Annotated in this window: 24 protein-coding genes; 8 read left to right on the top strand and 16 right to left on the bottom strand. The window is 65.9% G+C overall.

Annotated elements, in window-relative coordinates:
• The first annotated feature begins 72 nt into the window (after positions 1-72).
• Positions 73-234, top strand: a complete 162-nt coding sequence (locus OG405_RS25040; protein ID WP_169333235.1) for a hypothetical protein — start codon at positions 73-75, stop codon at positions 232-234.
• Positions 235-354: 120 nt separating this feature from the next.
• Here OG405_RS25040 and OG405_RS25035 read toward each other — a convergent pair whose 3' ends face one another.
• Positions 355-1,134 (bottom strand): decaprenylphospho-beta-D-erythro-pentofuranosid-2-ulose 2-reductase, encoded by a 780-nt coding sequence (locus OG405_RS25035; RefSeq protein ID WP_327148863.1) that lies wholly within the window; start codon positions 1,132-1,134, stop codon positions 355-357.
• Complete coding sequence (locus tag OG405_RS25030; protein ID WP_442790606.1) at positions 1,131-2,609, bottom strand: FAD-binding protein; 1,479 nt, start codon at positions 2,607-2,609, stop codon at positions 1,131-1,133. The genes OG405_RS25035 and OG405_RS25030 overlap by 4 nt, the downstream gene beginning before the upstream one ends.
• A gap of 720 nt (positions 2,610-3,329) precedes the next feature.
• Here OG405_RS25030 and OG405_RS25025 point away from each other — a divergent pair.
• The gene (locus OG405_RS25025; protein WP_327152510.1) at positions 3,330-3,746 is read left to right on the top strand and encodes a GtrA family protein; all 417 of its coding nucleotides are present in this window, start codon (positions 3,330-3,332) and stop codon (positions 3,744-3,746) included.
• 93 nt (positions 3,747-3,839) lie between these two features.
• Here the strand turns inward: OG405_RS25025 and OG405_RS25020 are convergent, their stop codons facing one another.
• The 3 genes from OG405_RS25020 to rfbA form a co-directional block, all read right to left on the bottom strand.
• A complete protein-coding gene (locus OG405_RS25020; protein ID WP_327152509.1) occupies positions 3,840-4,337 on the bottom strand; it encodes a hypothetical protein in 498 nt (165 codons plus the stop codon).
• 587 nt (positions 4,338-4,924) lie between these two features.
• Positions 4,925-5,479, bottom strand: a complete 555-nt coding sequence (locus tag OG405_RS25015) for a dTDP-4-dehydrorhamnose 3,5-epimerase family protein (protein WP_327148861.1) — start codon at positions 5,477-5,479, stop codon at positions 4,925-4,927.
• An 8-nt stretch (positions 5,480-5,487) separates the two neighbouring features.
• The gene (gene rfbA, locus OG405_RS25010) at positions 5,488-6,360 is read right to left on the bottom strand and encodes a glucose-1-phosphate thymidylyltransferase RfbA (protein ID WP_327148860.1); all 873 of its coding nucleotides are present in this window, start codon (positions 6,358-6,360) and stop codon (positions 5,488-5,490) included.
• Between the two features lie 553 nt (positions 6,361-6,913).
• Between rfbA and OG405_RS25005 the strand changes: the two genes are divergently transcribed.
• A complete protein-coding gene (locus OG405_RS25005; protein ID WP_327152508.1) occupies positions 6,914-7,954 on the top strand; it encodes an ATP-grasp domain-containing protein in 1,041 nt (346 codons plus the stop codon).
• A gap of 39 nt (positions 7,955-7,993) precedes the next feature.
• Positions 7,994-9,979: a hypothetical protein gene (locus tag OG405_RS25000; protein WP_327148859.1), complete on the top strand. Its 1,986-nt coding sequence runs from the start codon at positions 7,994-7,996 to the stop codon at positions 9,977-9,979.
• 4 nt (positions 9,980-9,983) lie between these two features.
• On the opposite strand, the gene OG405_RS24995 is transcribed toward OG405_RS25000, so the two are convergent.
• Positions 9,984-10,805: an LLM class F420-dependent oxidoreductase gene (locus tag OG405_RS24995; RefSeq protein ID WP_327152507.1), complete on the bottom strand. Its 822-nt coding sequence runs from the start codon at positions 10,803-10,805 to the stop codon at positions 9,984-9,986.
• A 268-nt stretch (positions 10,806-11,073) separates the two neighbouring features.
• A complete protein-coding gene (locus tag OG405_RS24990) occupies positions 11,074-11,775 on the bottom strand; it encodes a hypothetical protein (protein ID WP_327148858.1) in 702 nt (233 codons plus the stop codon).
• A gap of 301 nt (positions 11,776-12,076) precedes the next feature.
• Here OG405_RS24990 and rfbB point away from each other — a divergent pair, with 301 nt between their 5' ends.
• The gene (gene rfbB / locus OG405_RS24985; protein ID WP_327148857.1) at positions 12,077-13,087 is read left to right on the top strand and encodes a dTDP-glucose 4,6-dehydratase; all 1,011 of its coding nucleotides are present in this window, start codon (positions 12,077-12,079) and stop codon (positions 13,085-13,087) included.
• Between the two features lie 34 nt (positions 13,088-13,121).
• Here rfbB and OG405_RS24980 read toward each other — a convergent pair whose 3' ends face one another.
• Positions 13,122-14,642 (bottom strand): DUF2142 domain-containing protein, encoded by a 1,521-nt coding sequence (locus OG405_RS24980; RefSeq protein WP_327148856.1) that lies wholly within the window; start codon positions 14,640-14,642, stop codon positions 13,122-13,124.
• Positions 14,639-15,724: a glycosyltransferase gene (locus OG405_RS24975; protein ID WP_327148855.1), complete on the bottom strand. Its 1,086-nt coding sequence runs from the start codon at positions 15,722-15,724 to the stop codon at positions 14,639-14,641. The genes OG405_RS24980 and OG405_RS24975 overlap by 4 nt, the downstream gene beginning before the upstream one ends.
• 180 nt (positions 15,725-15,904) lie before the next feature.
• Here OG405_RS24975 and OG405_RS24970 point away from each other — a divergent pair, with 180 nt between their 5' ends.
• Positions 15,905-16,447 carry a GtrA family protein gene (locus tag OG405_RS24970; protein ID WP_327148854.1) on the top strand — a complete coding sequence of 181 codons (543 nt, stop codon included), beginning with the start codon at positions 15,905-15,907 and terminating at the stop codon, positions 16,445-16,447.
• A gap of 75 nt (positions 16,448-16,522) precedes the next feature.
• Positions 16,523-18,427 (top strand): glycosyltransferase, encoded by a 1,905-nt coding sequence (locus tag OG405_RS24965; protein ID WP_327148853.1) that lies wholly within the window; start codon positions 16,523-16,525, stop codon positions 18,425-18,427.
• A gap of 57 nt (positions 18,428-18,484) precedes the next feature.
• Here the strand turns inward: OG405_RS24965 and OG405_RS24960 are convergent, their stop codons facing one another.
• The 6 genes from OG405_RS24960 to OG405_RS24935 form a co-directional block, all read right to left on the bottom strand.
• Entirely contained in the window at positions 18,485-19,336 is an 852-nt protein-coding gene (locus tag OG405_RS24960; RefSeq protein WP_327148852.1) for an SDR family oxidoreductase, read from the bottom strand.
• 231 nt (positions 19,337-19,567) lie between these two features.
• Complete coding sequence (locus tag OG405_RS24955) at positions 19,568-20,251, bottom strand: hypothetical protein (protein ID WP_327148851.1); 684 nt, start codon at positions 20,249-20,251, stop codon at positions 19,568-19,570.
• 125 nt (positions 20,252-20,376) lie between these two features.
• Entirely contained in the window at positions 20,377-21,291 is a 915-nt protein-coding gene (gene glfT1, locus OG405_RS24950) for a galactofuranosyltransferase GlfT1 (protein ID WP_327152506.1), read from the bottom strand.
• A 428-nt stretch (positions 21,292-21,719) separates the two neighbouring features.
• Positions 21,720-22,592: a galactan export ABC transporter ATP-binding subunit Wzt/RfbE gene (gene wzt / locus OG405_RS24945; protein WP_327148850.1), complete on the bottom strand. Its 873-nt coding sequence runs from the start codon at positions 22,590-22,592 to the stop codon at positions 21,720-21,722.
• A gap of 13 nt (positions 22,593-22,605) precedes the next feature.
• Positions 22,606-23,451, bottom strand: coding sequence for a galactan export ABC transporter permease subunit Wzm/RfbD (gene wzm / locus OG405_RS24940; protein WP_442790789.1), 846 nt, complete (start codon positions 23,449-23,451; stop codon positions 22,606-22,608).
• 228 nt (positions 23,452-23,679) lie between these two features.
• The gene (locus tag OG405_RS24935; protein ID WP_327148849.1) at positions 23,680-24,270 is read right to left on the bottom strand and encodes a bacterial proteasome activator family protein; all 591 of its coding nucleotides are present in this window, start codon (positions 24,268-24,270) and stop codon (positions 23,680-23,682) included.
• A gap of 132 nt (positions 24,271-24,402) precedes the next feature.
• Between OG405_RS24935 and OG405_RS24930 the strand changes: the two genes are divergently transcribed.
• Positions 24,403-25,605: a cysteine desulfurase-like protein gene (locus OG405_RS24930; protein ID WP_327148848.1), complete on the top strand. Its 1,203-nt coding sequence runs from the start codon at positions 24,403-24,405 to the stop codon at positions 25,603-25,605.
• A 58-nt stretch (positions 25,606-25,663) separates the two neighbouring features.
• Here the strand turns inward: OG405_RS24930 and OG405_RS24925 are convergent, their stop codons facing one another.
• Positions 25,664-26,686, bottom strand: coding sequence for an NAD(P)H-quinone oxidoreductase (locus OG405_RS24925; RefSeq protein WP_327148847.1), 1,023 nt, complete (start codon positions 26,684-26,686; stop codon positions 25,664-25,666).
• Positions 26,687-26,750 lie beyond the last annotated feature (64 nt).

The raw sequence follows: 26,750 nt of genomic DNA, 5'->3' as shown, positions 1-26,750 counted from the left end.
GTTGGTTTATTTCCACGTGAGGGAATTGCCGAATGGATGACGAACGGCGGCGCGGCCCGTACGCTGGTTCGCATGACTTCGGCCTTCGACGATATGGAACTGCGCGATCTCGTCGGATTACTCACCGATGAGGAGCAAAAGGAACTACGACCCTCGGTGTTACGCGTCCTCGGGCGCCTGCCGTCCCAGGAGGTGCTGCGCCGCGAACTGGGCCAGCGAATGACACGCGTTTGACAGTGGCCGTGGCCGCGGAACATCGTGGCCCGCCGGAAGTACCGAATACGACGAGGGCCGTCGCTCACCGGAAAAGATCCGGAAGCGACGGCCCTCGAGCTTTCGCGGTACGACCGCGTATCAGACCGGCAGCCGGCGGAAGATCGGCCGCGGGATATGGCGCAGGATCATCATCACGTAGCGGAACGCACCCGGCGCCCAGATGAGTTCCTTGCCCTTCTCCGAAGCGGCGACCGCCAGCGCGGCGACCTCCTCCTTGTCGACCGTGAGCGGCGCCTCTTTGCCGCCGGTGGCCTTCCAATGTTCGATCGTGGTGGTCGTGCGCACCTGGCCCGGCCGGATGACCAGTACCCGGGGACCGTGCGACCGCAACGCCTCACCGAGCCCCAGATAGAAACCGTCCAGACCGGCCTTGGTGGAGCCGTAGACGAAGTTGGAGCGGCGTACCCGCTCACCGGCGGCCGAGGACATGGCGATGATCCGGCCGAAGCCCTGCGCCTTCATCTTCTCGCCGATCAGCACCCCCACCGATACCGCGGCGGTGTAGTTGATCTGCGCGATCTGCACCGCTTTGCGCTGGTCCTGCCACAGTTCCTCGGCATTGCCGAGCAGCCCGAACGCGACGACCGCGACATCGATATCGCCGTCGGCCCAGGCCTGATCGACCACCTTCGGATGAGTATCGGTATCGAGCGCATCGAAATCGATGACATCGACCCGGCTCGCTCCGGCAGCCTTGGTCTGCGCGACGGCGGTATCGCGCAGCGGGTCGTTCGGGAGTGTGGCCAGCACCACCCGGGCCGGGCCCTTCTTCAGGTACTCCGCAACGATCGCGAGGCCGATTTCCGAGGTCCCGCCGAACAGCAGAATGGACTGCGGATTGCCTACCGCGTTGATCACTGAAGCTCCAGCCTTCTCGCCATATCGGACATGAAAACGCCTGTGGGGTCGACGCTGCGGCGTACCTTGATCCACTCGTCGATCCGGGGATACATCTGATGGAAGGCTTCGGCGGTGGTGCGCGAATCCTTACCGGTGTAGAGCCGCCCACCGAATTCCAGGACACGCCGATCCAATTCGGTGACGAAATCGTTGAGGCCGGGCGCGATCGGGAAGTCCAGGCAGACGTTCCAGCCCGGCATCGGGAAACTCAGCGGCGCCTGGTTGCCCTCACCGAAGTACTTGAACACGTTCAGGAACGAGTAGTGCCCGCTGGCCTGGATGTCGATGAGGATCTGCTTGAACTCCTCGACAGCCTCCGGCGGCACCACGAACTGGTACTGCAGGAAACCCCGCGACCCGTAGGCCCGGTTCCACTCGCCGAGCATATCGAGGGGATGGTAGAAGGCCGTCAGATTCTGCGGCTTCTGCCGGTAGGTGGCGCCCTTGCGATACCAGATCTCGGTGGCGAGAGTGAACGTCTTGTTGTTCAGCAGCCCGTTCGGGAACACATCGGGGAAAGTGAGGAACGTCTTCCCGGTGAAGCCGAGCGGGTTCTTCTGCAATTTCTTCGGCAGCTGATCGAATTTGGCCAGGGAACCGCGTGAGATCACCGCCCGGCCCAGTTTCGGCATCGGGCTGAGCCCGTCGAACCAGGCCGAACTGTACTCGTAGTTGTCCTCGGAGCCGTCGCTGTGGAAAGCGATGGTCTCGTCGAGGCCCGAGGTCACATCGCCGTCGGCGATGAAGTACGCCGTCTCTGTCGGCGTCATCTCGATGGTCGCGCGCAGGATGACGCCGGTGAGCCCGCAGCCGCCGACCGTGGCCCAGAAGAGTTTGGCGTTCTTCTTGGGGCCGATGGTCTGCACTTCACCGTCGGCGGTGAGCAGCTGTATCGACCGCACATGGTTGCCGAAGCTGCCCGCGCTGTGATGGTTCTTGCCGTGGATATCGGAGCCGATCGCGCCACCGACGGTCACCTGGCGAGTACCGGGCAGAACAGGGACCCACAGACCGAACGGCAGGGCGGCCTTCATCAGCTGATCGAGATCGACCCCCGCGTCGACGTCCACCAGCCGGGTGTCCTGGTCGATACGGTGGATCTTGTTCAAGGCGGTCATATCGATGACCAGCCCGCCCGCGTTCTGTGCATTGTCGCCGTAGGAGCGGCCGAGCCCGCGGGCGATCACACCACGCCGCAGATGCTCCGGTTTGCCGTCGTTGTCCTGGGCGACCATGGTGACCGCGCGGGCGATGAGTTCGGGATCGCTGGTCGAGAGAACCTCGGCGGTCGTGGCCGCCGTCCGGGCCCAGCCGGTGAGCGTCCGGGTTCGCGTGGGTAGTGTGGCCCCCGCCGGACCAGCGGTATCTTGATCGCCGGCCGGTGGAGCGTCGGTACCGGACGCCTGAGTCGAGGTCGGAGCTTTCGTTGACATCGGCATAGAGGCTACAGGCTGTGTTGATCGGCGTCGCCTTCGGCGCCGCGGGGTCGGGGGCTGTGTATATGGCGCCGCCTCCGGCGTCGCGGGTCGGGGCCCTCGTGACCCCGGTTCTTCACTCCGGTGCTCAGTCGCTGCGCTCCATCGCTCTGTCGCTCCAGAACCGGGGCGGGCCCCGACTGTGTTGATGGCGTCGCCTTCGGCGCTGCGGGTCGGGGCCCTCGTGACCCCGGTTCTTCACTCCGGTGCTCAGTCGCTGCGCTCCATCGCTCTGTCGCTCCAGAACTGGGGCGGGCCCCGACTGTGTTGTTTGCCCCGCCTGCGGCGGGGCGGTCGGGGCCCTATTAACCCCGGTTCTTCACTCCTACGCTCAGTCGCTGCGCTCCATCGCTTCGTCGCTCCAGAACCGGGGCGGGCCCCGACCACTGAGGTGGACCATCCGGAGAAGGCAGAAGGCGGGTGGCTACTTTCTCGGGGGATGGCAACCCGCGGGCCCTTGGGCGGCTCCGGACAAGTACATTTTCGTCGGTGGGCCCAGAAAGCAATGCAGTAGGCCGGAGCGCTCGGGTGGTGCCGGGTGGTGCCGGGGAAATTTCTGTCTCGGCCGAGGAGCCGGCCGTCGCAGTGCCCGGACCGGAGCACCCCGAACCCGAGAACCTCGAACCGGAGATCGCCGAACCGGAGATCGCCGAACCCGAGGCCGAGCAGGAGAACCCGGTGAATCCCGGCCCGGAGGGTGTGCAGCTCGGGCTGGTGACGCAGCTGGTGCGCTTCGCCGTCACCGGCGCGCTGTCGGCCGTGGTCGACTTCGGGCTCTACGTGCTGTTGCTGGAGGCGGTCGGCCTGCCGGTCAATATCGCCAAAGCGATCGGGTTCATCGCCGGCACCACGACGGCCTATCTGATCAACCGCCGGTGGACCTTCAACGCGGAGCCGAGCCGGGCGAGATTCATCGCGGTGGTGATCCTCTACGCGGTGACCTTCTGCGTGCAGGTGGGTATCAATTGGATCTTCTATCACGCCTTCGACGAGGGCGTGTGGTGGCGCGTCCCGCTGGCCTACGTCATTGCCCAGGGCACGGCCACGGTGATCAACTTCGTGGTTCAGCGCCTGGTCATCTTCCGTATCCGCTGATTCGGCGCACGAGAGTGAGCCCCGGCCGTCTGCTACGGCCGGGGCTCACCGCTGTCGGGTGTTACGGATGCCGCGGTGATCGCGGCAGGTGTCTCAGGCGCAGGCGACGCTGGCCAGCCGCTGCGGCCGCCGGGCGCGTACCGAACGTACTGCCGCGCCGATCGCGACCACGGGCGGGATCCAGCGGGCTTCCTCCGGGCCCACGCCCCAGCTGGCCGAACCGGCCGAGAGGTGAGTGGGGGGCAGCGGGATACCGTCGCCATCGGTGTGCACGACCGCACCGGCTTCCCGGAGCGCCTCGACCGCACGCGGGGCTTTGCGCATTCCGGTGACGAGGTGGATCTCCCGGCGCTCGGCGCCCGGGATCTCGATGATCGGACCGGTCAGATTGTTCGCACGCATGTAGCGGCGGACCGACGCGGCCAACTCCCCGGTGACCTCGACGGCGGATAGGTCTTCATCGGTGATCAGGCACAAACCGTTGGTCGTTTCGGCGACCGTCCAGCCACGCTGGGCGTAATCCCGCGCGGCAGCGGACTTCGCGGCCGCCGAGACGGAAGTCGAAAACGTCGTACGCACTGTCATCTCCATTCCCCGGTATAGATAAGCTCCGGCTTTCATGGGTCGTATCGGTGCCGGGTGCCCGGGGCGTTACGCCGTTCCAGGGATTTTTTTCGACTGTCGGCTTCCTCTCATTTGTGGCAACAGTCGACATCCACTGGTACTGGACGATCGTCGAGATCCTGGTTGGCTTCGCGCGCGGAATCCGGGGAGGATCCCGCTATGGCCAGCGAGGCAGCGGACGAATCCCCGAGAACCGGTCCGGCGGTGGCCGGAGCACCTGAGCCGGCGGTTCCCCCCGCACCGGCCGATGGCGCCGGAGTGAGACCGCCGGAGCAGGACGATACTGCGGAATCGCCGAGTCGGCGAATTTTGCGGAAACTCAGTTGGCGGGCCGAGGCGGCGCAACGCTTCGCCGACGCGGCTGCAGCCGAAGGGGCGGACCCCCGCCCCGAACCGGGAACCGGTGAACCAGCTGTCAGAGGATGTACGGGCCGTGCAGTTCTGGCGGTTCCGTCGCGGCCCCCGGAAACAACCCGGCTATGGCGAATCGCTCATCGGTCGAGCGGGCGAATAATTCGGTGACTGCGAGCCGAATCACTCGCAGCGGTATGGCTTCAGCTGCTCCGCAGTGGTGGCGCCGCTGAGTCCTTGGCGGAACGCAAATAGGTGAGTCGTTGACCGTCGCGGCCCGTCTCCGGCCACTCGATCGCCAGGTCCGCGTCGAAGGCATCCAGATCGTGGTCGTGTTCAGGGCTGTACTCGAGCGAACACAGGTAAGTGAGGACCGAACCGTCCTGCAGCGAGAGCACGGCGTGCCCCAGGCCCTCGGACAGGAAGATCGAGCGGCGGTCGATATCGTCGAGCACCACGCTGTCCCACCGGCCGAAGGTGGGCGAACCGGCCCGCAGGTCGACAACGACGTCGAGGAACGCTCCGCTCCCACAGGTCACGTACTTGGCCTGACCCGGCGGATCGTCGGTGTAGTGGATACCGCGCAGTACTCCGGCAGCGGAGACCGACGTGTTGACCTGGAGCAGATCGAAGGACCGGCCGGTGGCCTTCTCGAATTCCGAGGCCCGGAAGGTCTCGGCGAAGGCGCCCCGATCGTCGCCGTGGATCTTCGGAGTGAAAACCCAGGCGCCGGGGATCGACATTTCACTGATCCGCATCTACCCACTCACCAACTTCGTCCGCGCTCGAGCAGATCGAGCAGGTACTCACCGTAGCCGGAGCGGGTGAGCGGGTCGGCGAGCAGGCACAGCTGCTCGTCGTCGATATAGCCCATTCGCCACGCGACCTCCTCCGGTACGCCGATCTTCAGGCCTTGGCGCTCCTCGATCGTGCGGACGTAGTTGGCGGCGTCCAGCAGTGAGTCGAATGTCCCGGTGTCGAGCCACGCGGTGCCCCGGGCCAGGAGATCGACATTGAGCTTGTCGGCGTCCAGGTAGGCCCGGTTGATATCGCTGATCTCGTATTCGCCGCGGGCCGAGGGGCGCAGTCCGCGCGCGATCTCGACCACGTCGTTGTCGTAGAAGTACAGCCCAGGGATCGCGTAGTTGGATCGCGGGAGCTTCGGTTTCTCTTCGATGGAAACCGCCTTGCCTTCGGCGAATTCGACCACCCCGTAGGCGGTCGGGTCCGATACCCGGTAGGCGAAGATGGCGCCGCCGTCGATTTCGGCGAACCGGTGCAGGCTGGTGCCGAGACCGGGCCCGTGGAAGATGTTGTCGCCCAGGACCAGCGCGGCGCGATCGCTGCCGATGTGGTCGGCGCCCAATACGAACGCGCGGGCGAGGCCGTCGGGAACCGGCTGTACGACGTAGTCGATCGAGATGCCGAACTGGGAGCCGTCGCCGAGGAGCCGGGTGAAGGATTCGGCGTCCTCGGGTGTGGTGATCACGAGGATGTCCCGGATTCCGGCCAGCATCAGAGTGGACAGGGGGTAGTAGACCATCGGTTTGTCGTAGACCGGGACCAGCTGTTTGCTCACCCCGCGCGTGATCGGATGCAAACGCGACCCGGTGCCGCCCGCCAGAATGATTCCGCGCATGTTCGGTCAGTGTGCCAGCTCGCGCGCAAGGGGCTGCGTGCGGCGGTGGTTCCGGGAGGTCCGGACCGGCGGCCGGAACCGGACCGGCCCGCGGTGCGCGCCCAGCGCCCGGGGCATGTACGCGGTTCGTTACGTCGCCGGCACAGTTTGGTATCGGGGTCAGTGGGTACCCAGGAAAAATGAGGGCGATACAGCGGTCCGATCCAGATCCGTTTCGATATTTTGCTGAGGATTCGGTCGAGTATCCGCCCGAATTCCGTGCCGGCGCGGTTTTCCGTGTACGGCGGTGATATTGCGCCCTCGAGATCTGATAAGAGCAGGAAAAGGGATTGAGAGGGGATAGGCTTTGTCGGTTCCGGATTTGGAATCAAGAAATCGAAACCCGAACAAAGGGTATATAGCACTTCTGGGCTGGAGTCTGAACGCGGTCGAGGCGATCGATCGATTCGACCGGCGATATGTGGTCGTGGCCCCGGATTGGGCGGAGGGCTACTGCGCCGAACATGATATCCCATACATTCCCTGGAATTTCGAAAGGCTCAACGAGCGTTCGGTGGAGATCGCCGAAACGCTCCGGGATATGGGTGTGGACGTCGCCATCCCGATCTTCGAGGAGACCGTGGAATGGGCAGGTGCGATCAACTCGGTGCTGATGGACAACCCGCGGTTGTTCGGTCAGGCGATGTTGTTGCGCGACAAAGCCCTGATGAAACGGCGGGCGCAGCTCGGCGGAATCCGGGTGGGTATTTTCGAGGAGGCGCACGAGCGCGACGACGTCATCCGTTTTCTCAAACGGGTCAACCAGACCTTGATGAAACTCGACGGCGACCCCAACGACCCCATCCATATCAAGGCCTTCGACAAGGCCGGTTGCCTCGGCCACCGGGTGATCAGGACACCCGATGAGATCGAGACGATCCCCGACGACGATTTCCCCGTCCTCATGGAATCCCATCTCGACGGATGGGAATTCGCCGTCGAGGCCTGGATTCACGATGGGAAGATCCGGTTCCTGAACATTTCCGAATACGTGACACTCGGATATTCGGTTTTCGTTCCGGCGACCCCGGAGTTGGAGCAGTACCGTCCGGAGATCACCCGTCAGGTGGAACGCCTGATCAAGACCTTCGATATCGATTTCGGTTTCGTTCATCCCGAGTACTTCGTCACCAGCGACGGCGAGATGTACTTCGGGGAGGTGGCCTACCGGCCGCCGGGTTTCAAAGTGTTCGAATTGCTGGAGCGGTCGTATGGATTCAACGCCTACCACGGGTTGGTTCTCGCCTTCGATCCGAAGACCACAGAAGAGGAGATCGAAGATTTTTTCCCGAAGGAAGTGGTCGACGCCAAGGGGCATTCGGGCACTTTCGGGGTCTACCCGCGCCGGCGGGTTGTCAGCCGATTGTCCGTACCGGAGGAGACCGAGGATCATGAATATTTCGAGTCACATGAACTCTCCTCGCCGCTGACCGAGAAAGTAATGAAACGTACGGCATTCGGAAACCATTGGGGTCTTCTGTACTTCTTCGGAGACGACCCGTACACTCTCCGAGATCTTTTGAAAAGACAGGAAGAGCTCGATTTCTATATCTGATCCGTTGTCGGCAACGGGTTCGTCGGGGAGGTTCGGCGATTGAGTCCACTCAACAGCGGTGGGGAGTCCCTGGACAGGCATCTGGCCAGACTGGACGACGCCACCCAGGCGCTTGCGGATGCCGGTGATTTCGGCAAGCAGGTGAAGTTGTCGCGTGTATTCGGCGCACTGCGCCGGGTACTGCTGTTGCCCGGCGGCTGCGCCGCGGTGCGGGCACGTGCGGCACGACTGGACATCGCCGGACTGTTCCTCGGTACCGATTGGGCCCGTCCGCAGATCCTCATCCCGACCCTGAGCAGCGGTTCGCTGCGCAGCACCAATCCGGACACCGTCGTCCTGGAGACGGTGAGCAACCTGCGTTTTCTCGAGGTCGCCAAGGGTGACTACGTGCATCCGCTGGTTTCCGCCGAGCAGGCCCACCACCACCTCTCGCAGGTGCTGGCGATCAATCTGTCGCTGCTGTTCACCCCGCCGACCGAGGCCGAGCGGACGCAGCAGGGACGGATGGCCCAGCTGTCCCGGGAGTTGCTGCGCCATCTGGTGGAGGAGGTCGGCTACGAGAAGGTCCTCGAGAACCTGGTCGACGAGATCTGGCGGATCTTGCGCCAGCGCCCGATCCAGGTCGAATCGGTCAAACAGATGATCACGCAGATCGCCGTCGCGCGAAGTAATCCCGATATCGATCTGGGTGCGGGTGGGCTGGGCGCGGATCGGTTGATCAGCAGCCTCTACGGCACCACCGATGCCTGCCGCGAGGACCCCGGTGTGGAGGTGTACCGAGCCCGGCTGGAGACGATGGACGACAGTGGGCTGCAGTACGAGACCGCGGGTTTCGCGCGATCGATGCACGATACGGGTCTGGTCTCGCCCTACCACGCTGTTCTGCTGAGATTCCTGCTGGGCAAGGGTGAGTACCTCTTGGGGGAAGCGCTGGGCTTGTCCAGTACCGGACGCGAATGCCTGCTGTGTTACCACGAATTGGTGCGGAAACTGATCGACGAGGCCGTGCACGTCGAGACGGCCCAGTCTATCTACGGGCTGGCGCTGATGCTGGAACGCGGCATCCTCTACCAGCCCCCGGTCGCTCCGGCGCTGTGGCGGCAACTGGCACTGCAGCTGTCGGCGTATTCCCGGCAGCGGCTCACCCAGGCATTCGGCCCGGATCCCGCGCCCCACGCCCGGCTGCTGTCGGGCATGTTGTCGGTGCTGGGGCTGCCACTGGGAATCGGACAGGGCGACAATCCGACCTGCCAGTCCGCGCGGGCGTTGTCCATGTGGGCCTACAACGACCCCGACTATCTGCTGCAGACGCTGGCCTGGGCCGCGCGCGACGACGAGATCGTGATGCACTTCGAGGGGGATTCGATTTCCTCCCGCGATAGTGCCACCGGGCTCGCCACCGAACTGCCGATGGACCTCGATCCGTTATCACTGCTGGTCGTGCCGCATCTGGACCGGATCTACGCGGAGATGGGCCGTCGCTGCGCCGACCGGGACGGCGATCCGCATCGCTGGGTCAATCCCGAATTCCACGGCTGGTGGTCGGGCCGCGGGTTCCGGATCAATGTCGATGTGGCCACCGGTAACCTGACCGATCTCGACGAGTTCCTCCGGCACTTCTATGCCGGCTACCACCCTTTCCACAACGGCAACCAGCCGCTGATCCACCCGCAGCCGGCCGGTGTCGCGGTGACCGACAGTGCCGCCCGCTTCGTCGGCTGGCATGCGATCACGATCCTGCGGGTGGCGCTGGACCCGCAGGAACGCATGCGGGTCTACTTCTACAACCCCAACAACGACAGCGGACAGGACTGGGGCGACGGGGTAGTGGTCGGTACCGCCGGCCACGGTGAACGGTTCGGCGAAGCGTCCCTGCCATTCGAGCAGTTCGCCTCGCGTCTCTATATCTTCCACTTCGATCCGCTGGAGCCCGGTGAGCAGGCGTCGGTGGCCAGGGAAGAACTGGACCGGGTGGTCGGCTACGTCCATCGCAGCTGGGGTGCCACCCGGCTGTCCACCGGCTGACTGTTCAGTTCGGGTACCGCTCGATCAGTTTCGCCAATTCGTCCAGGTCGCGCAGTGAGTCCGCTTCCGGCCGAGTTTCCAGTTTCAGAGTCACCCGCTCCACTCCGGCCTCGGCATAGGCGTCGAGTACCGCCGGGTCCGGCGGGGCCGGGGTGACGGTGACCGGTAGACCACTGCCGGTGAAATCCGCCAGCTGGGGTGCTACCGCGGCGGCATCGGATACGCCGTTGGGTATCCATCCCACCCCGTGCCGGATCGCGCGCCGGGCCGCTGCCTCGCCACCGCCGATGAAGATGGGCGGGTGGGGCTGCCGGTGCGGTTTGGGCCAGGCGTACATCGGATCGAAATCGACGAACTTTCCGTGATATTCGGCGAGATCGGTGGTCCAGATCCGGACGATCGCTTCGAGCTGCTCGTCGAGCAGGGCGCCGCGGGTACGTGGATCGGTGCCGTGGTCGGCCATCTCCTCCCGGTTCCAGCCGACACCCACCCCGAAGACCGCCCGGCCGCCGGAGATCTGGTCGAGGGTCGCGACCTCCTTAGCGGTGTGGATGACATCGCGCTGGACCAGCAGGGTGACCCCGGTACCGAGGACGAGCCGGTCGGTGACCGCCGCTATCGCGCCGAGCACGACGAACGGGTCGAGGGTGCGGAAATAGACCCGGGGCAACTCGCCGCCGCCGGGGTACGGGGACTGCCGGTTCGCGGGGATATGCGAATGCTCGGCGAGGAACAGCGATTCGAAGCCGCGTTCCTCCAGCGCCGGACCGAGCACGGTCCCGTTGATCCCCTCGTCGGTCAGGAAGGTGTTGACGCCGATCTTCATGACAGGAGCCAACGCCGCGCCTACCCGCGAATATTTCACCGCCGAGGGTTACCGGCCGACCTGGTACGGGAAACCGAGGAAGGATCGATCCGGATGTCGGCCTGCTCCGGGTCGGCGCACCACACCGAGCGACACATCCGTCCCGGGCCGGAGACTCGATGGTGCGCCCGGACGGTTTCCACCGTCCGGGCGTGCCCCGCGTGCGCAACCGCTCCTCCGGATCGGAACGAAAGCCGGGCCGTCGGCTACACCTGGTCTGTCGGGCCGGTCATTTGCCCGGGAACGGGGAATTGATCGTGGAGAAGTACTGGATCAAGGCTCCGACGGCTACCGGAGCGGTGATCAGCAGTTGTCCCGCCACCGTACCGAGAGCGCCCACCCCGATGATGCCGCCGAGGCAGCCGATAACGGCGGCCGGGACGAAGGGCCCGAAGAGGCCGATGATGGTCGCCGCGGCGACGGTCGCTCCGGCGATACCGCCGAGCACGCACCCCAGCCCCGCGCCACCCAGACCACCCACCAGGGTGCCGAGCGAGGCGCCGGTGGCGATGGTGTCCTTCAGCCGGGTGAAGGCTGCCACCTCACGGTCGTAGGGGGTTTTCCAGGGCGCGGAATCCTCATAGGGCAGAGCGACCGGGCGGTATTCGGCGCGGGCAGGATCCAGCACCGGGGTGAGGGTCGCGGTATTGCCGGAGATCTCGGCGGTGATCGGCAACTCGAAATCGTCGAGCCGGAACTTCAGGGGGGTTCCGGCCAGGACCGTGCCGTCGGCGGACCGGATCTCGAAGGTATCGCCGGCGACCGCCATGGTCCCCGAGTCGGTGGTGATGACGGACTGGTTTCCGACGACCTGGCCGGTGAAGCCGACCGGTGCCGGTGCGGGAAGGGGTTCGGCGTGCGTACTGCCGGTGGCGATACCGAGCGCGGCGATCAGCAGCGCAGAGGTAGCGGTGAATTTTCTGACGAGCATCTGGTCACCTCGTGGGAGAACGGAAACGGACTGCGGCCATTCGCGCGGAATGGCGCCAAGAGACCGTAAACCGTTCGTATACCCTCCTTCACACTCGCCTCACCGGCACGGGCGTTGCTCGGTGGGGTGCCGGAGATTTTCACATCGGCAAAAGAGAGACCGAACGGACTGTTTTCAGTTCGTGCCTGTTCTCCGAGTTTGCTCGCTGCCCGTCGCGCGGCGATCACTGTGCCGGAATCATCTGTACAGCTCGTTCGGAAGGCCGCCCGAAGGAGTGTGGGACGGGACGTAGAGTGAACGGGTGCGTCTACTCGTGACCGGTGGAGCCGGCTTCATCGGAGCCAACTTCGTGCAGCACACCGTCGCCGAACGGCCGGATACGACGGTGATCGTGCTGGACGCGCTCACCTACGCGGGCAACCGTGCCTCACTCGACCCGGTGGCCGATCGGATCGACTTCGTGCACGGCGATATCGCCGATCTGGACCTCGTCGACGAACTGGTCAGCGGTGTGGACGCGGTCGTCCATTTCGCCGCGGAATCGCACAACGACAACTCGCTGGCCGAGCCCTGGCCCTTCGTGCAGACCAATATCGTCGGCACCTATTCGCTGCTACAGGCGGTCCGGCGCCACGATGTGCGCTACCACCATGTCTCCACCGACGAGGTCTACGGGGACCTCGCGCCCGACGAGCCACCGTTCTCCGAACGCACGGCCTACAACCCGTCGAGTCCGTACTCGGCGACCAAAGCCGCCAGCGATATGCTCGTCCGCGCCTGGGTGCGTTCCTTCGGCCTCCGCGCCACACTGTCGAACTGCTCGAACAATTACGGGCCGTATCAGCATGTGGAGAAGTTCATTCCGCGCCAGATCACCAATCTGATCGACGGTGTACGGCCGCGGCTGTACGGCGCGGGCCATCAGATCCGTGACTGGATCCACGTGGAGGACCACAACCGTGCGGTCTGGGATGTACTCGAACGGGGCCGGGTCGGCCGCACCTATCTGATCGGGGCCGACGGTGAACTGGACAACCGCACGGTGGTAGAACTGCTGCTTGCCGAATTCGGCCGCGATCCGGGCGATTTCGACCATGTCACCGATCGGGCCGGACATGACCAGCGCTATGCGATCGATTCGGGTCCGCTCCGTACCGAACTCGGCTGGACGCCCCGTTTCGCCGACTTCCGGGCCGGACTCGCCGCCACCGTCGCCTGGTATCGGGAGCACGAATCCTGGTGGCGACCGGTGAAAGCAGCCACCGAACGTGCCTACGCCGACGCGGGGGAGCGCACCGTCGCGCACCCGTGAATACGCCCGGTCCCTGATCGTCGATGCTCGATGATCACGCCCAGACGTAGATGTGGTACTTCGCCACCGAGGTCGTCAGTGAGATCAATGCCGCGACAACGATGGTCACCGCTGCGTAGCGGCCCGGGGCGCGGTCGCCGGGACCGCGGAGCCGGAAAGGCATCCAGCGCAGCAGTACCGCGAACGATACGATCGCCAACGGAATGAAGTAGCGGCCCTGCACACCGTCGATGATGTAGTAGCCGACCGGGGTGAAGGACATGTAGAGCGTCACGTAGATCATCGCGACACTGGCCGCCATGGTCAGCGCGACCACCAGCGTGCGCCGGAAATCCGGCTGTTCGAACCGTTCCGCCATCCCTACACTCACCGCGAAGGCGAGCAGGCAGGCCACGACCGCGGTGGCGGGCACGTCGATATAGGCGAAACCGAGCTCACCGAAGAATTCGGTGAACCATTCCTGGTCGCGCCGCAGAATGCTCTCCCAGAAGGTCCGCAGGAAGCCGAACGGGCCGGTGATGATCCCGGTCAACTGTTCGCCGGTGTCGACGGTGTACCACTGGTCCCGCGGCCGCATCAGGCTGGTGCCCTCGCCGGTGGGTGCGGCGATCTTCATCCACATCGCGAACCCGATCGCGCCGAGCGCGGCGCAGGCCCAGGTGAGCCGGCGGCGCCACCCGTCGAGTCCCATCCGTGCGGCCGGTATCAGCACCACCAGCATCGCCAGCAGCACATACGTCGGTTTGCACAACGGCAGCAGGATGGCGGTACCCAGCACCGCGACGGTTTCGATACGGCCCAGCCGCTCACCGAGGAACAGACCTTTCACCAGTAGCACCGAGACCAGGACGGCCAGTGCGTTGGTGAGAGTGTCGGCGGTGACCGTTCCGGCCTGGAACACCGCGATGGGCAGGACGGCGACAGTGAACGCCAGCCACTGGATGCGGTGTTTCCGCAACGCCCACAGCGCGAAGCCGACCACCAGCAGGTAGGCGGCCAGCCCGGACAGCCGGGTCAGGCGCACCATGGTGCCGGCGTCGGCGTCGATCAGCTCCGCGAAGCGGATACCGATCGCATTGGGCACATAGGGAACCGCGGAGTAGGCGGCGGTGTTGGTGAACCAGATGATCTTGCGTTCATCGGTGATCGGGGCATCGCCGAGCCGCTGGTAGGCGCCGGGATCGGCCACATCGGGATAGGGTTCGCCCGGATTGTGGGAGTAGTCGTTCAGCGCGTACCCCATCAAGGCCTCGACGGCCGCCGGTACCTCGCCGCCGTAGGAGACACCGCGGTCGTCCTCGATGCGGGTGGGTGTCAGGCCACGGTGGGCGACCTGGTAGGCCCGCCCGAACTGGGTGAGTTCGTCGTGACCCCAGAAAGGGGGGCTCATCACCGCGAACACCAGGCCGAAGATCCCGGCCAGCAGGGTGAACGCGACAGTCGCCGGACCCACCCGGCGCATGAGCACCACCCCGATTCGACGGGACCTGGTCAGGGCGGAACCACCCGCGGCCTGCTCGGGTCCGGCAGGGCGGGTCTCGGTATCGGCGGTCAACGGATGTCCCCGGCCACCGGGTCCGGCCGGGCGTCGCCGGTCGCCGCCGGCCGCGTTCCCGCGCCGGGCGCCTCGTAGCGGAGGTAGATCAGCCGGGACGCCTCGTGCCGGGAACGGCGGATACCGTCCAGGATCAGTCCCGCGGTCCAGGCCAGGAATCCGACGAGCAGCAGGGTGCAGGCGAGGAACAGGGTGGGGAAGCGGGGCACGGTATGGGTGTCGTAGTACTCGATCACGATCGGGACGGTCAGCACCACCGAGACGAGCCAGCCGACGGTGCCCAGCAGGCCGTAGAAGGCGACCGGTCGCTCGTGCCTGGCCAATCCGATGATGAGGGCCAGGATCTTGAAACCGTCGTGGTAGGTGCGCAGTTTGCTCTCGCTACCGGCCGGCCGGTCCCGGAAACCCACCGGGACCGCCGTCTGCGGGACCCGCAGGTGCAGCGAATGCACGGTGAGTTCGGTTTCGATCTCGAATTCGCGCGATACCGCGGGAAAGCTCTTCACGAAGCGGCGGGAGAACACCCGGAATCCGCTGAGCATATCCTCCACGTTCTCGCCGAAGACCTTGCCGACCACACCGTTGAGGACTCTGTTCCCGGTTTCGTGCCCGGCCCGGTAGGCCGACCCGTTCGCATCCTGTTTCCGGACGCCGAGTACGTGGTCGTACGGGCCCGACAGCAGGGTTTCGATCATCGCCGGCGCCGCGGACGCCTCGTAGGTGTCGTCGCCGTCGATCATGAGATAGATATCCGCTTCGATATCGGCGAAAGCGCGGCGTACCACATTGCCCTTGCCCTTCGCCCGCTCCGCGCGAACGATCGCCCCGGCGGCCCGGGCCTTCTCGGCGGTGGCGTCGGTGCTGAGATTGTCGTACACATACACGACAATTCCGGGCACCGCGGTCTGCAGGTCGGTGACGACCTTGGCGACCGAAGCTTCTTCGTTGTGGCACGGAACCACGGCGGCAATACGCAATTCGGCAATGCTGTGTCTGTCGGGCGTCAGCGTCGGCCCTGCCTGGTAGTCCATCGCCGCCGCCTCCGGGCTCGACTCGCTCACGCTGTGCTCGGTGGATTCCACCTGGTCAAATCCTCGAAATCGACGGATATGGGAACACGGGGAGAGTACCGGGTCCGTGCCGATCGGGCACGCGCGAGGGCCCCTGCGGCGATTACGCCGCGCTACCGCCTCCGGTGCCGACTCGCTCGTGCAGTGCCGTGCCGGAGATGACGGCTCAGGTCACTACGGTACCGTCGGCGCGTGTCATCTGGTGAGTCAACGGCCGCTGTCGCCGCCGACGCGCCGACCCCTCGTTCGCTGGCCGAGCGGCTGCGGACCGGGCTGCGGCAGAGTGCGGCGTTCCTGGTCGTCGGCGTGGTCGGCTTCCTGGTCGACGCGGGCACCTACAACCTACTGGTGTTCAACCTGGGCGCCTGGGGTGGTGAGGGTCTCCTGTACTCGGCGCCGTTGCCCGCCAAGATCATCGCGATCGGGGTGGCCACGGTGGTCACCTACTTCGGCAACAAGTGGTGGACGTTCGCGCACAAGCAGTCCGGCAGCCCGGTCCGCGAGTACCTGAGCTACGCGGTGATCAATGTGATCGCCATCGGTCTGCAATTGGGTTGCCTGGGTTTCTCCAGGTACATCCTGGATCTGTCCAGCGCGCTGGCGGACAATATCTCCGGAACACTGGTCGGTCAGATAGTTGCCGTGGTGTTCCGGTATTGGGCTTATGACAAGTTCGTGTTTACCGGGGACTCCGATCGGGAAACGACCAACCGGGCGACCGGCGTGGCTGATTGATATCCTCGGGCCCGCCGCGAACCGTATTCAGGGACATGTCTGTCCCGTCGGCACAATAAGGATTTCGAGGACTTCATGGACCAGTCGGCTATGCAGGCCGTTACCGAGACGAACGATCACGCTGCGGTCGCGCCGGAGTCGCTGCGCGCCGAACATCACCGGGCGCCGCGGAGACTGGTGCTCGCCCGGGGCATCTTCACCGGACCCTCGGCGAAGATCAGCGACGAACTGTATGCGGTGGTCAAGGGCCGTGCCACCCGCGACCGGATGAGTCTGCACCTGGACAAGGGCTCGACCGCGCATACCAACACCTACTTCGGTCGTTTCGCGGCCAGCTACTGGCAGCGCTGGACAGTGGTGACCGAGGTGCAGACCACGATGATCCTGCAGGTCGGTAAGCACGCCAGAGTGCGGATCGTGGCCTCCGATATCGCCGGGCACCGCCGGATCGTCGGCACCGCCGAGGTCACCGCCAGCGGCCCGTTGACGCTGACCGCGCCGCTGGACCAGTTCGTCGATGGCGGAGCCCTGTGGCTGGAGTTCGAAGCGGTCGCCGGCGACCTGGAGATCTCCGACCTCACCTGGACCGCGACGGCCCCCGAGACCGTGCGCCCGGTGGCCATCGCGATCTGCACCTTCAACCGTGCCCAGGACTGCGCCGAAACCATCGCCGCGCTGGCCTCCGACCAGACCGTCCTCGGCTCGCTCGACGCGGTGTATGTGGTGGATCAGGGCACCGACCTGGTGGAGAACCGGCCGCTGTACCAGGCGACCCGGGCGATGTTCGGGGAGAAACTGCGCTATATCCGCCAGCCCAATCTCGGCGGCGCGGGCGGTTTCACCCGCGGGCTCTACGAGGTGTCCGCGGCCAACGAGCACGCCGACGTCATCCTCATGGACGACGATATTCTCTGCGAGCCCGAGACCGTACTGCGGTTGCAGGCCTTCGCCAACCTGACAGTGGAGCCGACACTGGTAGGCGCGCAGATGCTGTTCCTGCTCAATCCCGACTACCTCAATGTCGGGGCCGAGGATGTGCATCTGCACCGGCTGATGCACGGCCAGAAGGTGCCCAAGGCACTGCGCAACACCAGCATGCTGAAGAAGAACCAGGAACGCCGAGTCGACGCCGGCTACAACGCCTGGTGGACCTGTCTCATCCCGGCCGAGGTCGTGAAGAAAATCGGGCTTCCGCTGCCGATCTTCTTCCAGTGGGACGATGTCGAATACGGGGTCCGCGCCCGCGAACACGGGTTCGTCACGGTCACACTGCCCAATGCGGCGGTCTGGCACGCGGACTTCTACTGGAAGGACTTCGACGACTGGGCGCGCTATTTCAGCACCCGCAATTCGCTGATCGTCAGCGCGATGCACGCGGATCTGGATCCGAGCACGGTCACCCGGCAACTGTTCCGCAATATCTCCGAATACCTGGTCGGGATGCAGTACGGGCTCGTGCACACCACCCTGCAGGGCATCGAGGACTTCCTGGCGGGCCCGTCGATCCTGCGTGACGGTGGTATCGAGCCGCTGAAACGGGCCCGGACCAGCCGCTCCGACTACACGGAGACCATGAAACATCCCGCGGCGACTCCTCCGGTGGACGCATCGGAGATCCGGGTACGACGTGCGAGCGGCGAACCGAGCCGTCTGCTGGCCGTGCTGATCAAACGGGCGATCCAGCAGTGGACCGGCCGGGTCCAGCCCGGACTGGTCGGGATCACCCGGGAAGACGCGCACTGGTGGCATGTATCGCTGTTCGACCACGTGGTGGTCACCGATGCCTCGCAGTCCGGGGTCCGGATCCGCAAGCGCGACAAGGCGACCGCGCGGGCGCTGCTGCTTCGTACGGTGCGGGTACTGCGCCGGTTGTACAAGGAATTGCCGGACCTGCAGCAGCGCTACCGCGCCGCGCATGCCGAACTCACCAGCCGCGAGAACTGGGAGCGCCTGTACGGGATCGATTCCGACCCGCGCTGAGCCGGACGGTACGTAGGTGGTGGGCCATGCCGGTGCGTCCGGCATGGCCCACCCGCGTCAGAGGAACAGGTCGGTGGTGAGCGGTTCGTCGCCCGGTGTCACCCGGTACTTGTCCAGATCGGTGATGCCGTGGCCGGCGAGCACCTCGTCGTCGATGAAGAAATTGCCGGTGGTTTCGGTGGCCGGTGAGGTGAGTACCAGGTACGCGGCGTCGGCGTAGATATCCGGGGTCCGCGAAGTACGGACCATCTCCTCACCGCCCAGCAGATTCTGCACGGCCGCGGTCGCGATGGTGGTGCGCGGCCAGAGCGAATTGACCCCGACACCGTCGGATTTCAGTTCCTCGGCCAGCCCCAGCGTCGTCAGTGACATCCCGTACTTGGCGATGGTGTACCCCAGCGAGGAGCCTGCCCACTTCGGGTCGAGGTTCAGCGGCGGGGACAGGGTGAGGATATGCGGATTGCGGCCGGCGGCGGCCGATTCACGCAGCGCCGGAATGCACAGTTTGGACAGCAGGAAACTGCCGCGGCAGTTGATGTCCTGCATGAGGTCGTACTTCTTCATCGCCAGCGAATCGGTGGGGGAGAGATCGATGGCCGAGGCATTGTTGACCACGATATCGATGCCGCCGAACCGTTCGGTCGTCGCCCGGACCGCCGCGGCGACCGAATCGTCGACGCGCACATCGCCGACGAACGGCAGCACGGTCGCTCCGGCCTCTTCCAGTTCCGCGGCTGCTGTATGGATCGTTCCCGGCAGTTTGGGGTGGGGCTGATCGGTTTTCGCGATCAAGGTGATGTTCGCGCCGTCGGCGGCCGCCCGTTTGGCGATCTCCAGCCCGATACCGCGGCTACCGCCGGACATGATCATCGTCCGGCCGCTCAGCGGTTTGTCTCCGGTTGCTGTCATTGCCTGCCCTCCTGTTGTCGCGGCCGCCGACCGCCGTGCGTCCGGCGCTGCGTTTCGAGCGTAGGCAACAGGTCCGGACTTGCCCAGGGGCCGCGCTGTCCGGGAATCGCAGCGCGCCCGGAAGTCGGGCGCGGCGTCATATGGTGGGCAAACGGTGTCGGTTTCCGAGCCGGGGCAGGTCGGGTCACGCACGCGGCAGGGTGTCACGACCCCGCCGCGTGCGAACCTCGATCACAGCGTGGCGATCATCAGAATATTCAGCAGGAAGATCAGGGCGACGAACGCCAAGATCACATACATGACCACCATGCCGGGCGTCTTCTGCGGCACCGGGCCGATCGCACCGTTGAGGAAGATCATCGCCGGCGTCCGGTAGTAGTACCGGACCGCTTGCCCGGGCTGCACCGGCACCGCGACATCGGCCGGGCCCATATCGAACAACCAGGGGGTGGTGACCCGCACGTGGTACTGGCCGGCGCCGACCGGAATGTGGTTCGCCCCCCACCGGGTGTTCGGGACCCGCTGCCCGTTCACGGTGATCTTGGGTTTGGTGATCGCGAGCAGGAACGCCATCGGGGTGTAGGAACAATCCACCGTGATACCCGGTGGGTCGCTGGGGGCGGCCTGCGGCGGCTGGCCGAAGGCGCCGGGCTGCCCGAACTGGGCGGGCGGCTGCCCGGTCGGCTGCGGATAGGGGCCGCTCGCGTACTGCGGCTGCCCCGGAGGCTGGCCGTATCCGGCCGGCGGCTGGCCCGGGGGCGGCGCGCCCCACGGCTGCGGGCCGCCCTGCGGCCCCCCTGGATACTGTGGCTGCCCACCCTGGTTCGGCGCCGGCGGCGCGTACTGCTGTTGCGGCGGCGGGAACTGGCCGGGCGCGGGCTGACCTTGTGGCGGCTGACCGCCGGGGTAACTCATCGATCTCCTCCCGAATCATGCAGATTGCCAGCCGAACTTACCCGGCGGGGAGGAATCTCTCGCATCGGCCGTCAACCCTGGTTGCCCGGGGAGTGCTCCGGTTCGGGTGAAACGCGCGCTGCCGGCTATTCCGGTTTCTGGAACTGTTCGTTGCGTCCGAGGCTGCGCAGATGGAACCACTCACGCAGCCCGGCCGGATCGCGCCGAGTGACCAGGAAGAACCAGGAGAACCGAATCCATTCCTGCGGCAGCAGTTTTCGCATACCCGGCTGGGACATGAGATAGCCCCGGTTGCGGTAGGTGAAGTACCGCTTCACCGGATCGTCCGGATACTGGGTGTGCATGCGGCCACCGAGGATCGGCTTGAACTCGGCCGCGCCGTTGGGGTGCAGGTACGCCGTCTGCAGACAGGTCCCGAAGGGTAGCCCCGACCGCACCAGCCGGCGGTGCACCTCGACTTCGTCGCCGCGTACGAACAGTCGCAGATCGGGAACCCCGATCACATCGACCGCCTGCGCGGAGATCAGCGCGCCGTTGAACAACGAGGCGATCCCGGGCAGGAAATCCTCGCCACCGAGTTCGGAACGCAACCGCCGCCACACCACGCCGCGCCGCAGCGGGAAGGCCAGCCGATCCGGTTCGTCGATATCACAAACCACCGGTGAGACCTCTACCAGTTCGTGGCGCCGCGCGCAGTCGAACAGGGTGGCCAACACCTCCGGCCCCTCGGGCCGGCCGTCGTCGTCGGCCAGCCACACCCAGTCGGCGCCCAGGCTCAGCGCGTGCAGCATGCCCAGTGCGAAACCGCCCGCCCCGCCCAGATTGTGCGCGGAACCGAGATAGGTGGTCTCGATCGGCTGATCCGCCACGAGTTCGGCCACTTCGGCTTCGTTGCCGTTGTCGATCACGATCAGATGGTCGACCGCCCGCGATTGAGTGGCCACGGCTTTCAGTGATTCGGCGAGCAGATCACGCCGCTTGTGCGTCACCACCACGGCGACGATCTTGGCGTCCGGCCCGTACTCGACCTCCGGTAGCACCGCGGCGCCCGCGTTGTGCTCCCGATCCGAACCCGAAGCCGGACTCCCGGGCCCGCCGATGCTCTGCTGATCTGCCCCGGAGGCCCCGGCGCCATCACCCTCGGTCTCCGTGTCGGTGCCCGGCTCGTTGGTGCTGTCGGCCCCGGTCACGAGGGAGGATTCGGCGCCCGCACGCTCGGCTTCCGTCGCCCGGCCGGGCTCGTCGCTGCTCTCGACATCGGCGACGAGCGGCGGCTCCGGTCGGTCACGCTTCGCTTCCGCCTTCGGGCCTGACTCGCTCACGCTGTGTTCGTCGGGCATGAGCGAGGGCCCTGCGTGGTCACGCTTCGCTTCCGCCTTCGGGCCTGACTCGCTCACGCTGTGTTCGTCGGGCATGAGCGAGGGCCCTGCGTGGTCACGCGTTGCTTCCGCCTCCGGGCCTGACTCGCTCATGCTGTGTTGTTCTCCAGTTCTCGTTCGCCGTCGGCCGACTGCTGTGCTTGTTCGTCGGCGCCACGACCGGACTTCTCGGCTTCGATCTCCCGCAGGACCGTCGCCACATGATTACCCGCGTCCGGGCCCTCGTAGGCCCGCACGACCTCTTCGATCCCGCCGTGCAAGCGGATCTGGCCGTGATCGATCCACAGCGCGGTATCGCAGAGCTGGGCCAGGAATTCGTTGGAATGGCTGGCGAACACCAGGATGCCCGACCGGGCGACCAGTTCCTGCAACCGGATTCGCGCCTTCTTCATGAACTCGGCGTCGACCGCGCCGATCCCCTCGTCGAGGAGCAGGATCTCCGGGTCGATAGAGGTCACCACACCCATCGCCAGGCGCACCCGCATACCGGTCGAATAGGTGCGCAGCGGCATGGCCAGGTATTCGCCCAGTTCGGTGAAATCGGCGATCTCATCGATCTTCGCCATCATCTGCTTACGGGTCTGCCCCAGGAACAGGCCGCGGATGATGATGTTCTCGTATCCGGAGATCTCCGGGTCCATCCCGACCCCGAGATCGAATACCGGCGCTACCCGCCCGCGGATCCGGGCACTGCCGCGTGAGGGCTCGTAGATCCCGGAAAGCAGCCGCAGCAGCGTCGACTTACCTGCGCCGTTGTGGCCGACCAGGCCCACCCGGTCGCCCTCTTTCAGCGACAAGTTGATATCGCGCAGTGCTTCGACCACGACGACATCGGACTGGTTGCGGCCGATCGAACCGCCCGCCTTGCCCAGGAACGCCTTCTTCAGCGATCGGGACTTAGCGTCGAAGATCGGGAACTCCACCCACGCCTTGCGGGTTTCGATACTCACGTGATCACTCATGATCGCCTGACTCCTAAACCCAGTAGGGCACGCGCGAACGGTACTTGCGCAGCGCGATCGCCGCGGCAATCCAGCCCACCACGGTGATGGCACCGACGATCGCCCAGTGGTACAGCTTCTGGTCGTCGCCGAGCAGCGGCGCGCGCACGATCTCCAGATAGTGGTAGGTGGGCACCACCTCGGCAAGCCGGGCCCGTTCGGCGACCTGACCGCCCTGCTCGTGCAGGCTCTTGGTGTTCCACATCACCGGGGTCAGCACGAAAAGCATCAGCGTCATACTGCCCAGGATCGGCGCGATATCGCGGTAACGAGTACTGAAGATGCCGAACAGCACCGAAACCCACATGGCGTTGAGGAACAGCAGCACCAGGGCCGGTATCGCGAACACCGCGGTCCAGTGCAGGTCGCGCCAGACACCGAACAGCGCCAACACCACGAAATAGATTGCCGAGTTGTGCGCGAAGAACAGGATCTGCCGCCACACCAGCCGGTATACATGCACACTCAACGCGGACGGCAGCTGTTTGATCAGCCCCTCGTTGGCGACGAAGACATCGGAGCCTTCCAGGATCGAGGCGTTGATGACGTTCCATACGATCAGGCCGACCGCCACATACGGCAGATAGTCGGTGAGCGGCTGACCGAGCAGCGCGGCGTACAGAATGCCGATGGCGGTTGCCTGCACACCGGTGGCGATGGTGATCCAGAACGGACCCAGCACCGACCGCCGATAACGTTGCTTGATGTCCTGCCAGCCCAGGGAAAGCCATAGTTCGCGCTGCCGGAACCCGTCGCGGATATCGCGCCAGGCTCGGGTCCAGGACTGCGAATCCGATTCGATGGGATCCGCGGCGATCACCTCGGTGGTATCGGAATCGGCGGTATCGGCGCCGGCGACCGGGGTCTGCTCGGAACTCACGGGCTTCTCATCTGCGGCGGGGGCGTGGTCGGGGCGCACCGGGCTCTCGTCGGTGCTCTCCGGGGTTTCGGTGTTTACCAGGTCGGAGCGAGCGGAAGCTGCAGGCACGGTGCACGACACTACCCCGGAGGGCGAGTCCCGGTACGGCCCGGTTATATACCACCGGATTCAGAGGTATTGCCCGGTGCCTCCGATGGACTGGCCCGGCTGCCCGCCGCGTACGTCCGCGGCGTGGATACCTGGAGGCAGGGCGCCTTGGCGCATCTGCTCGAGCTGCGCCCGTGCGGCCATCTGCTGGGCGAACAGGGCGGTCTGGATACCGTGGAACAAGCCTTCCAGCCAACCCACCAGCTGTGCTTGCGCGATACGTAGTTCCGCATCCGATGGCACGGCGTCCGCGCCGAACGGCAGGGCCAGCCGTTCGAGCTCTTCGCGCAACTCCGGCGCGAGGCCCTGCTCGAGTTCCCGGATCGAGGATTTGTGGATCTCGGCCAGCCGGGTCCGGCTGGCGTCGTCGAGCGGTGCGGCCCGCACCTCCTCGAGCAGCTGTTTGATCATGGTCCCGATCCGCATGACCTTGGCCGGCTGTTCGACCATATCGGCCAGCGATTCGGAGTTGTCGCGGTCGGTCGCGTCCTGCTCGGGGGCCTCCCGGCCGGGGAACGACGCGCTCGTCGCGGCGCCCGCGGGCAGCACCAGCGGTCGGCCTTCGGGGCCGATCACGACAACGGGATCCGATGCGTCATCCGATTGCGTCATGGTTCCCATCATGTCGTGTTCGAGCCGAACGCGCTAAGCCGGTGGTGATGACGCGAGTTATATCTCTCGTGCTGGGCGAACTCGGCTGTACCAGGGTTACCGAGATATGGACCCTGCCTTAAAGTGACCTGCATGACTTACGACGTCGCGCGGGTCCGGGGACTGATCCCCTCCGTGGCCGACGGCTGGATCAACCTGGCTCCGCAGGCGGGCATGCTTGTTCCGGATTCTGTCTCGCGCGCGGTGTCCATCGGTTTCCGCTCGTCGTCGTTCTCCCACCTCGGCCGCCACGGCGCCGCCAAACGTAGCGCCGATATCCTGCACGATGCCCGGGTGGCGGTCGCGGATCTGGTCGGCGCGGACCCGAGCGGGGTCGTACTGGGGCCCGATCGTGCCGTACTGCTCGCCTGGCTCGCCGAATCCTTGAGTTCCCGGCTGGGCCTGGGTACCGGGATCGTGCTGTCCCGGCTGGACGACGAGGCGAATGTGGCGCCCTGGCTGCGGATAGCCAACCGCTACGGGGCGCATGTGCGCTGGGCCGAGGTGGAGATCGAGACCTGCGAGATGCCGGCCTGGCAGTTCGAGGAGCTCATCGGGCCCACCGCGCGGCTGGTCGCGATCACCGCGGCGTCCCCGATCGTCGGGTCGGCGCCCTCGGTGCGGGTGGCAGCCGAACGGGTGCACGAGGTCGGCGGACTGCTGGTCGCCGACGCGGTCGGGGCCGCCCCGTACGCACTGATCGGTATCGACGATCTGAACGCGGATGTGGTGGCGTTGAGCGCACCGAGTTGGGGCGGGCCGCAGGTCGGCGCGCTCGTCTTCCGCGACCCCGCTTTCCTGGACCGGATCCCCTCCATGGCGTTGAATCCGTACGCGAAGGGCCCCGAACGGCTCGAGGTCGGCGGGCACCAGTACGCGCTGCTCGCCGGGCTCACCACCTCGATCGACTATCTGGCGGGGCTCGACGAACGGGCCGCGGGCACCCGCCGGGAGCGACTGGAACTGTCGATCACCTCGTTGCAGGACTACCACGACCAGCTGTTCGATCATCTGATGAGCACCCTGGAGAAGATCACCGGACTGACGGTGATCGGCCGGGCCTCCACCCGGATCCCGACGGTCAGTTTCACCCTCGACGGGATGCAGGCCGAGAAGGTCGCCGCCGAACTGGCCGATAAGCGCATCAATGTGCTCGCCGGGTCGCACGGCGGCAGCCGGTTACTGGACGCACTGGGTGTGAACGACGAGGGCGGCGCGGTGACCATCGGTCTCGCGCCGTACACGACTCGCCGGGAAATCGATCAGTTCGGCCGGGCCCTGGCCGCGCTCGGCTGACCGGCGCCGTCCCTCTCGGTTCGATCGGGCGCCGGTGATGGCCCGTGGTGGCTTCCGCCTACCGGGCCGATCCGCTCGTGCCGTCGTTCCCTATCCGCAGGATCACCTTGCCGAACGTGTCGTGCTCGTCGAGCAGCTCATGTGCCCGGCCCGCCTCGGTCACCGGGACCTCGGCATGGATCACCGGTACGACCGCGCCCGTTTCCAGCAGCGGCCAGACATGAGTGCGCACTTCGGCGATGATGTCGGCCTTGCTGCCGCGTCCGGTGGCCGGGCGGTCGCGCAATTTGATCGCTCGCACCGTCCCGCGTTTGGCCATGAGCTCGCCCAGGTTCAGCTCGGCGTTCATCCCACCCTGCATGCCGATCACCAGCACTTGGCCGTCCAGCGCCAGTGCCGCCAGATTGCGAGCCAGGTAGGCGGCGCCCATGTTGTCGAGGATGATGTCGGCGCCCGGGCCGCCCAGGCCGTGCTCGGCACGGACCAGGTCCACGAAATCGTGTTCCCGATAGTTGATCAATACACTCGCGCCGAGTTCGGCGCAGCGTGCCAGTTTCGCCGCAGACCCGGCCGTCACCGCGACTCGCGCGCCCAGCTGCACAGCCACCTGGATCGCATGGGTGCCGATTCCGCTGCCGCCGCCGTGGAGTAGCAGCAACTGCCCGGAATGCAGCCCGGCGGTCATCACCAGATTCGACCAGACCGTCGCCGCGACTTCGGGCAGCCCGGCCGCGGCGGCCAGATCCAGGCCGTCCGGTACCGGCAGCACCTGTCCGGCGGGCACCACCACCTTCTCGGCGTATCCGCCGCCCGACAGCAGCGCGCACACCCGGTCGCCGGGTGACCAGTCGTGCACTCCCGCGCCTACCTCGGCGATCACCCCGGAACATTCGAGCCCCGGCACCGGAGTGACCCCCGGCGGGGGTGCGTAGAACCCGCGCCGCTGCAGCAGGTCGGCCCGGTTCACCCCGGCCGCCACCACCTCGATCAGCACCTCACCGTGACCCGGCACCGGATCGGGCGCATCGGACCATTCCATGACCTCGGGTCCACCGAAACCGTTCAAATTGATCGCGCGCATCGACCCATAGTGCCCCAGGCCGCCCTCCGCAATGCCGCAGGAGATCTCTCGACGCGTCGCCCTA

Source organism: Nocardia sp. NBC_01329, assembly GCF_035956715.1.
Classification (GTDB): Bacteria; Actinomycetota; Actinomycetes; order Mycobacteriales; family Mycobacteriaceae; genus Nocardia.
This window is presented reverse-complemented; position numbering and strand designations above follow the sequence as displayed.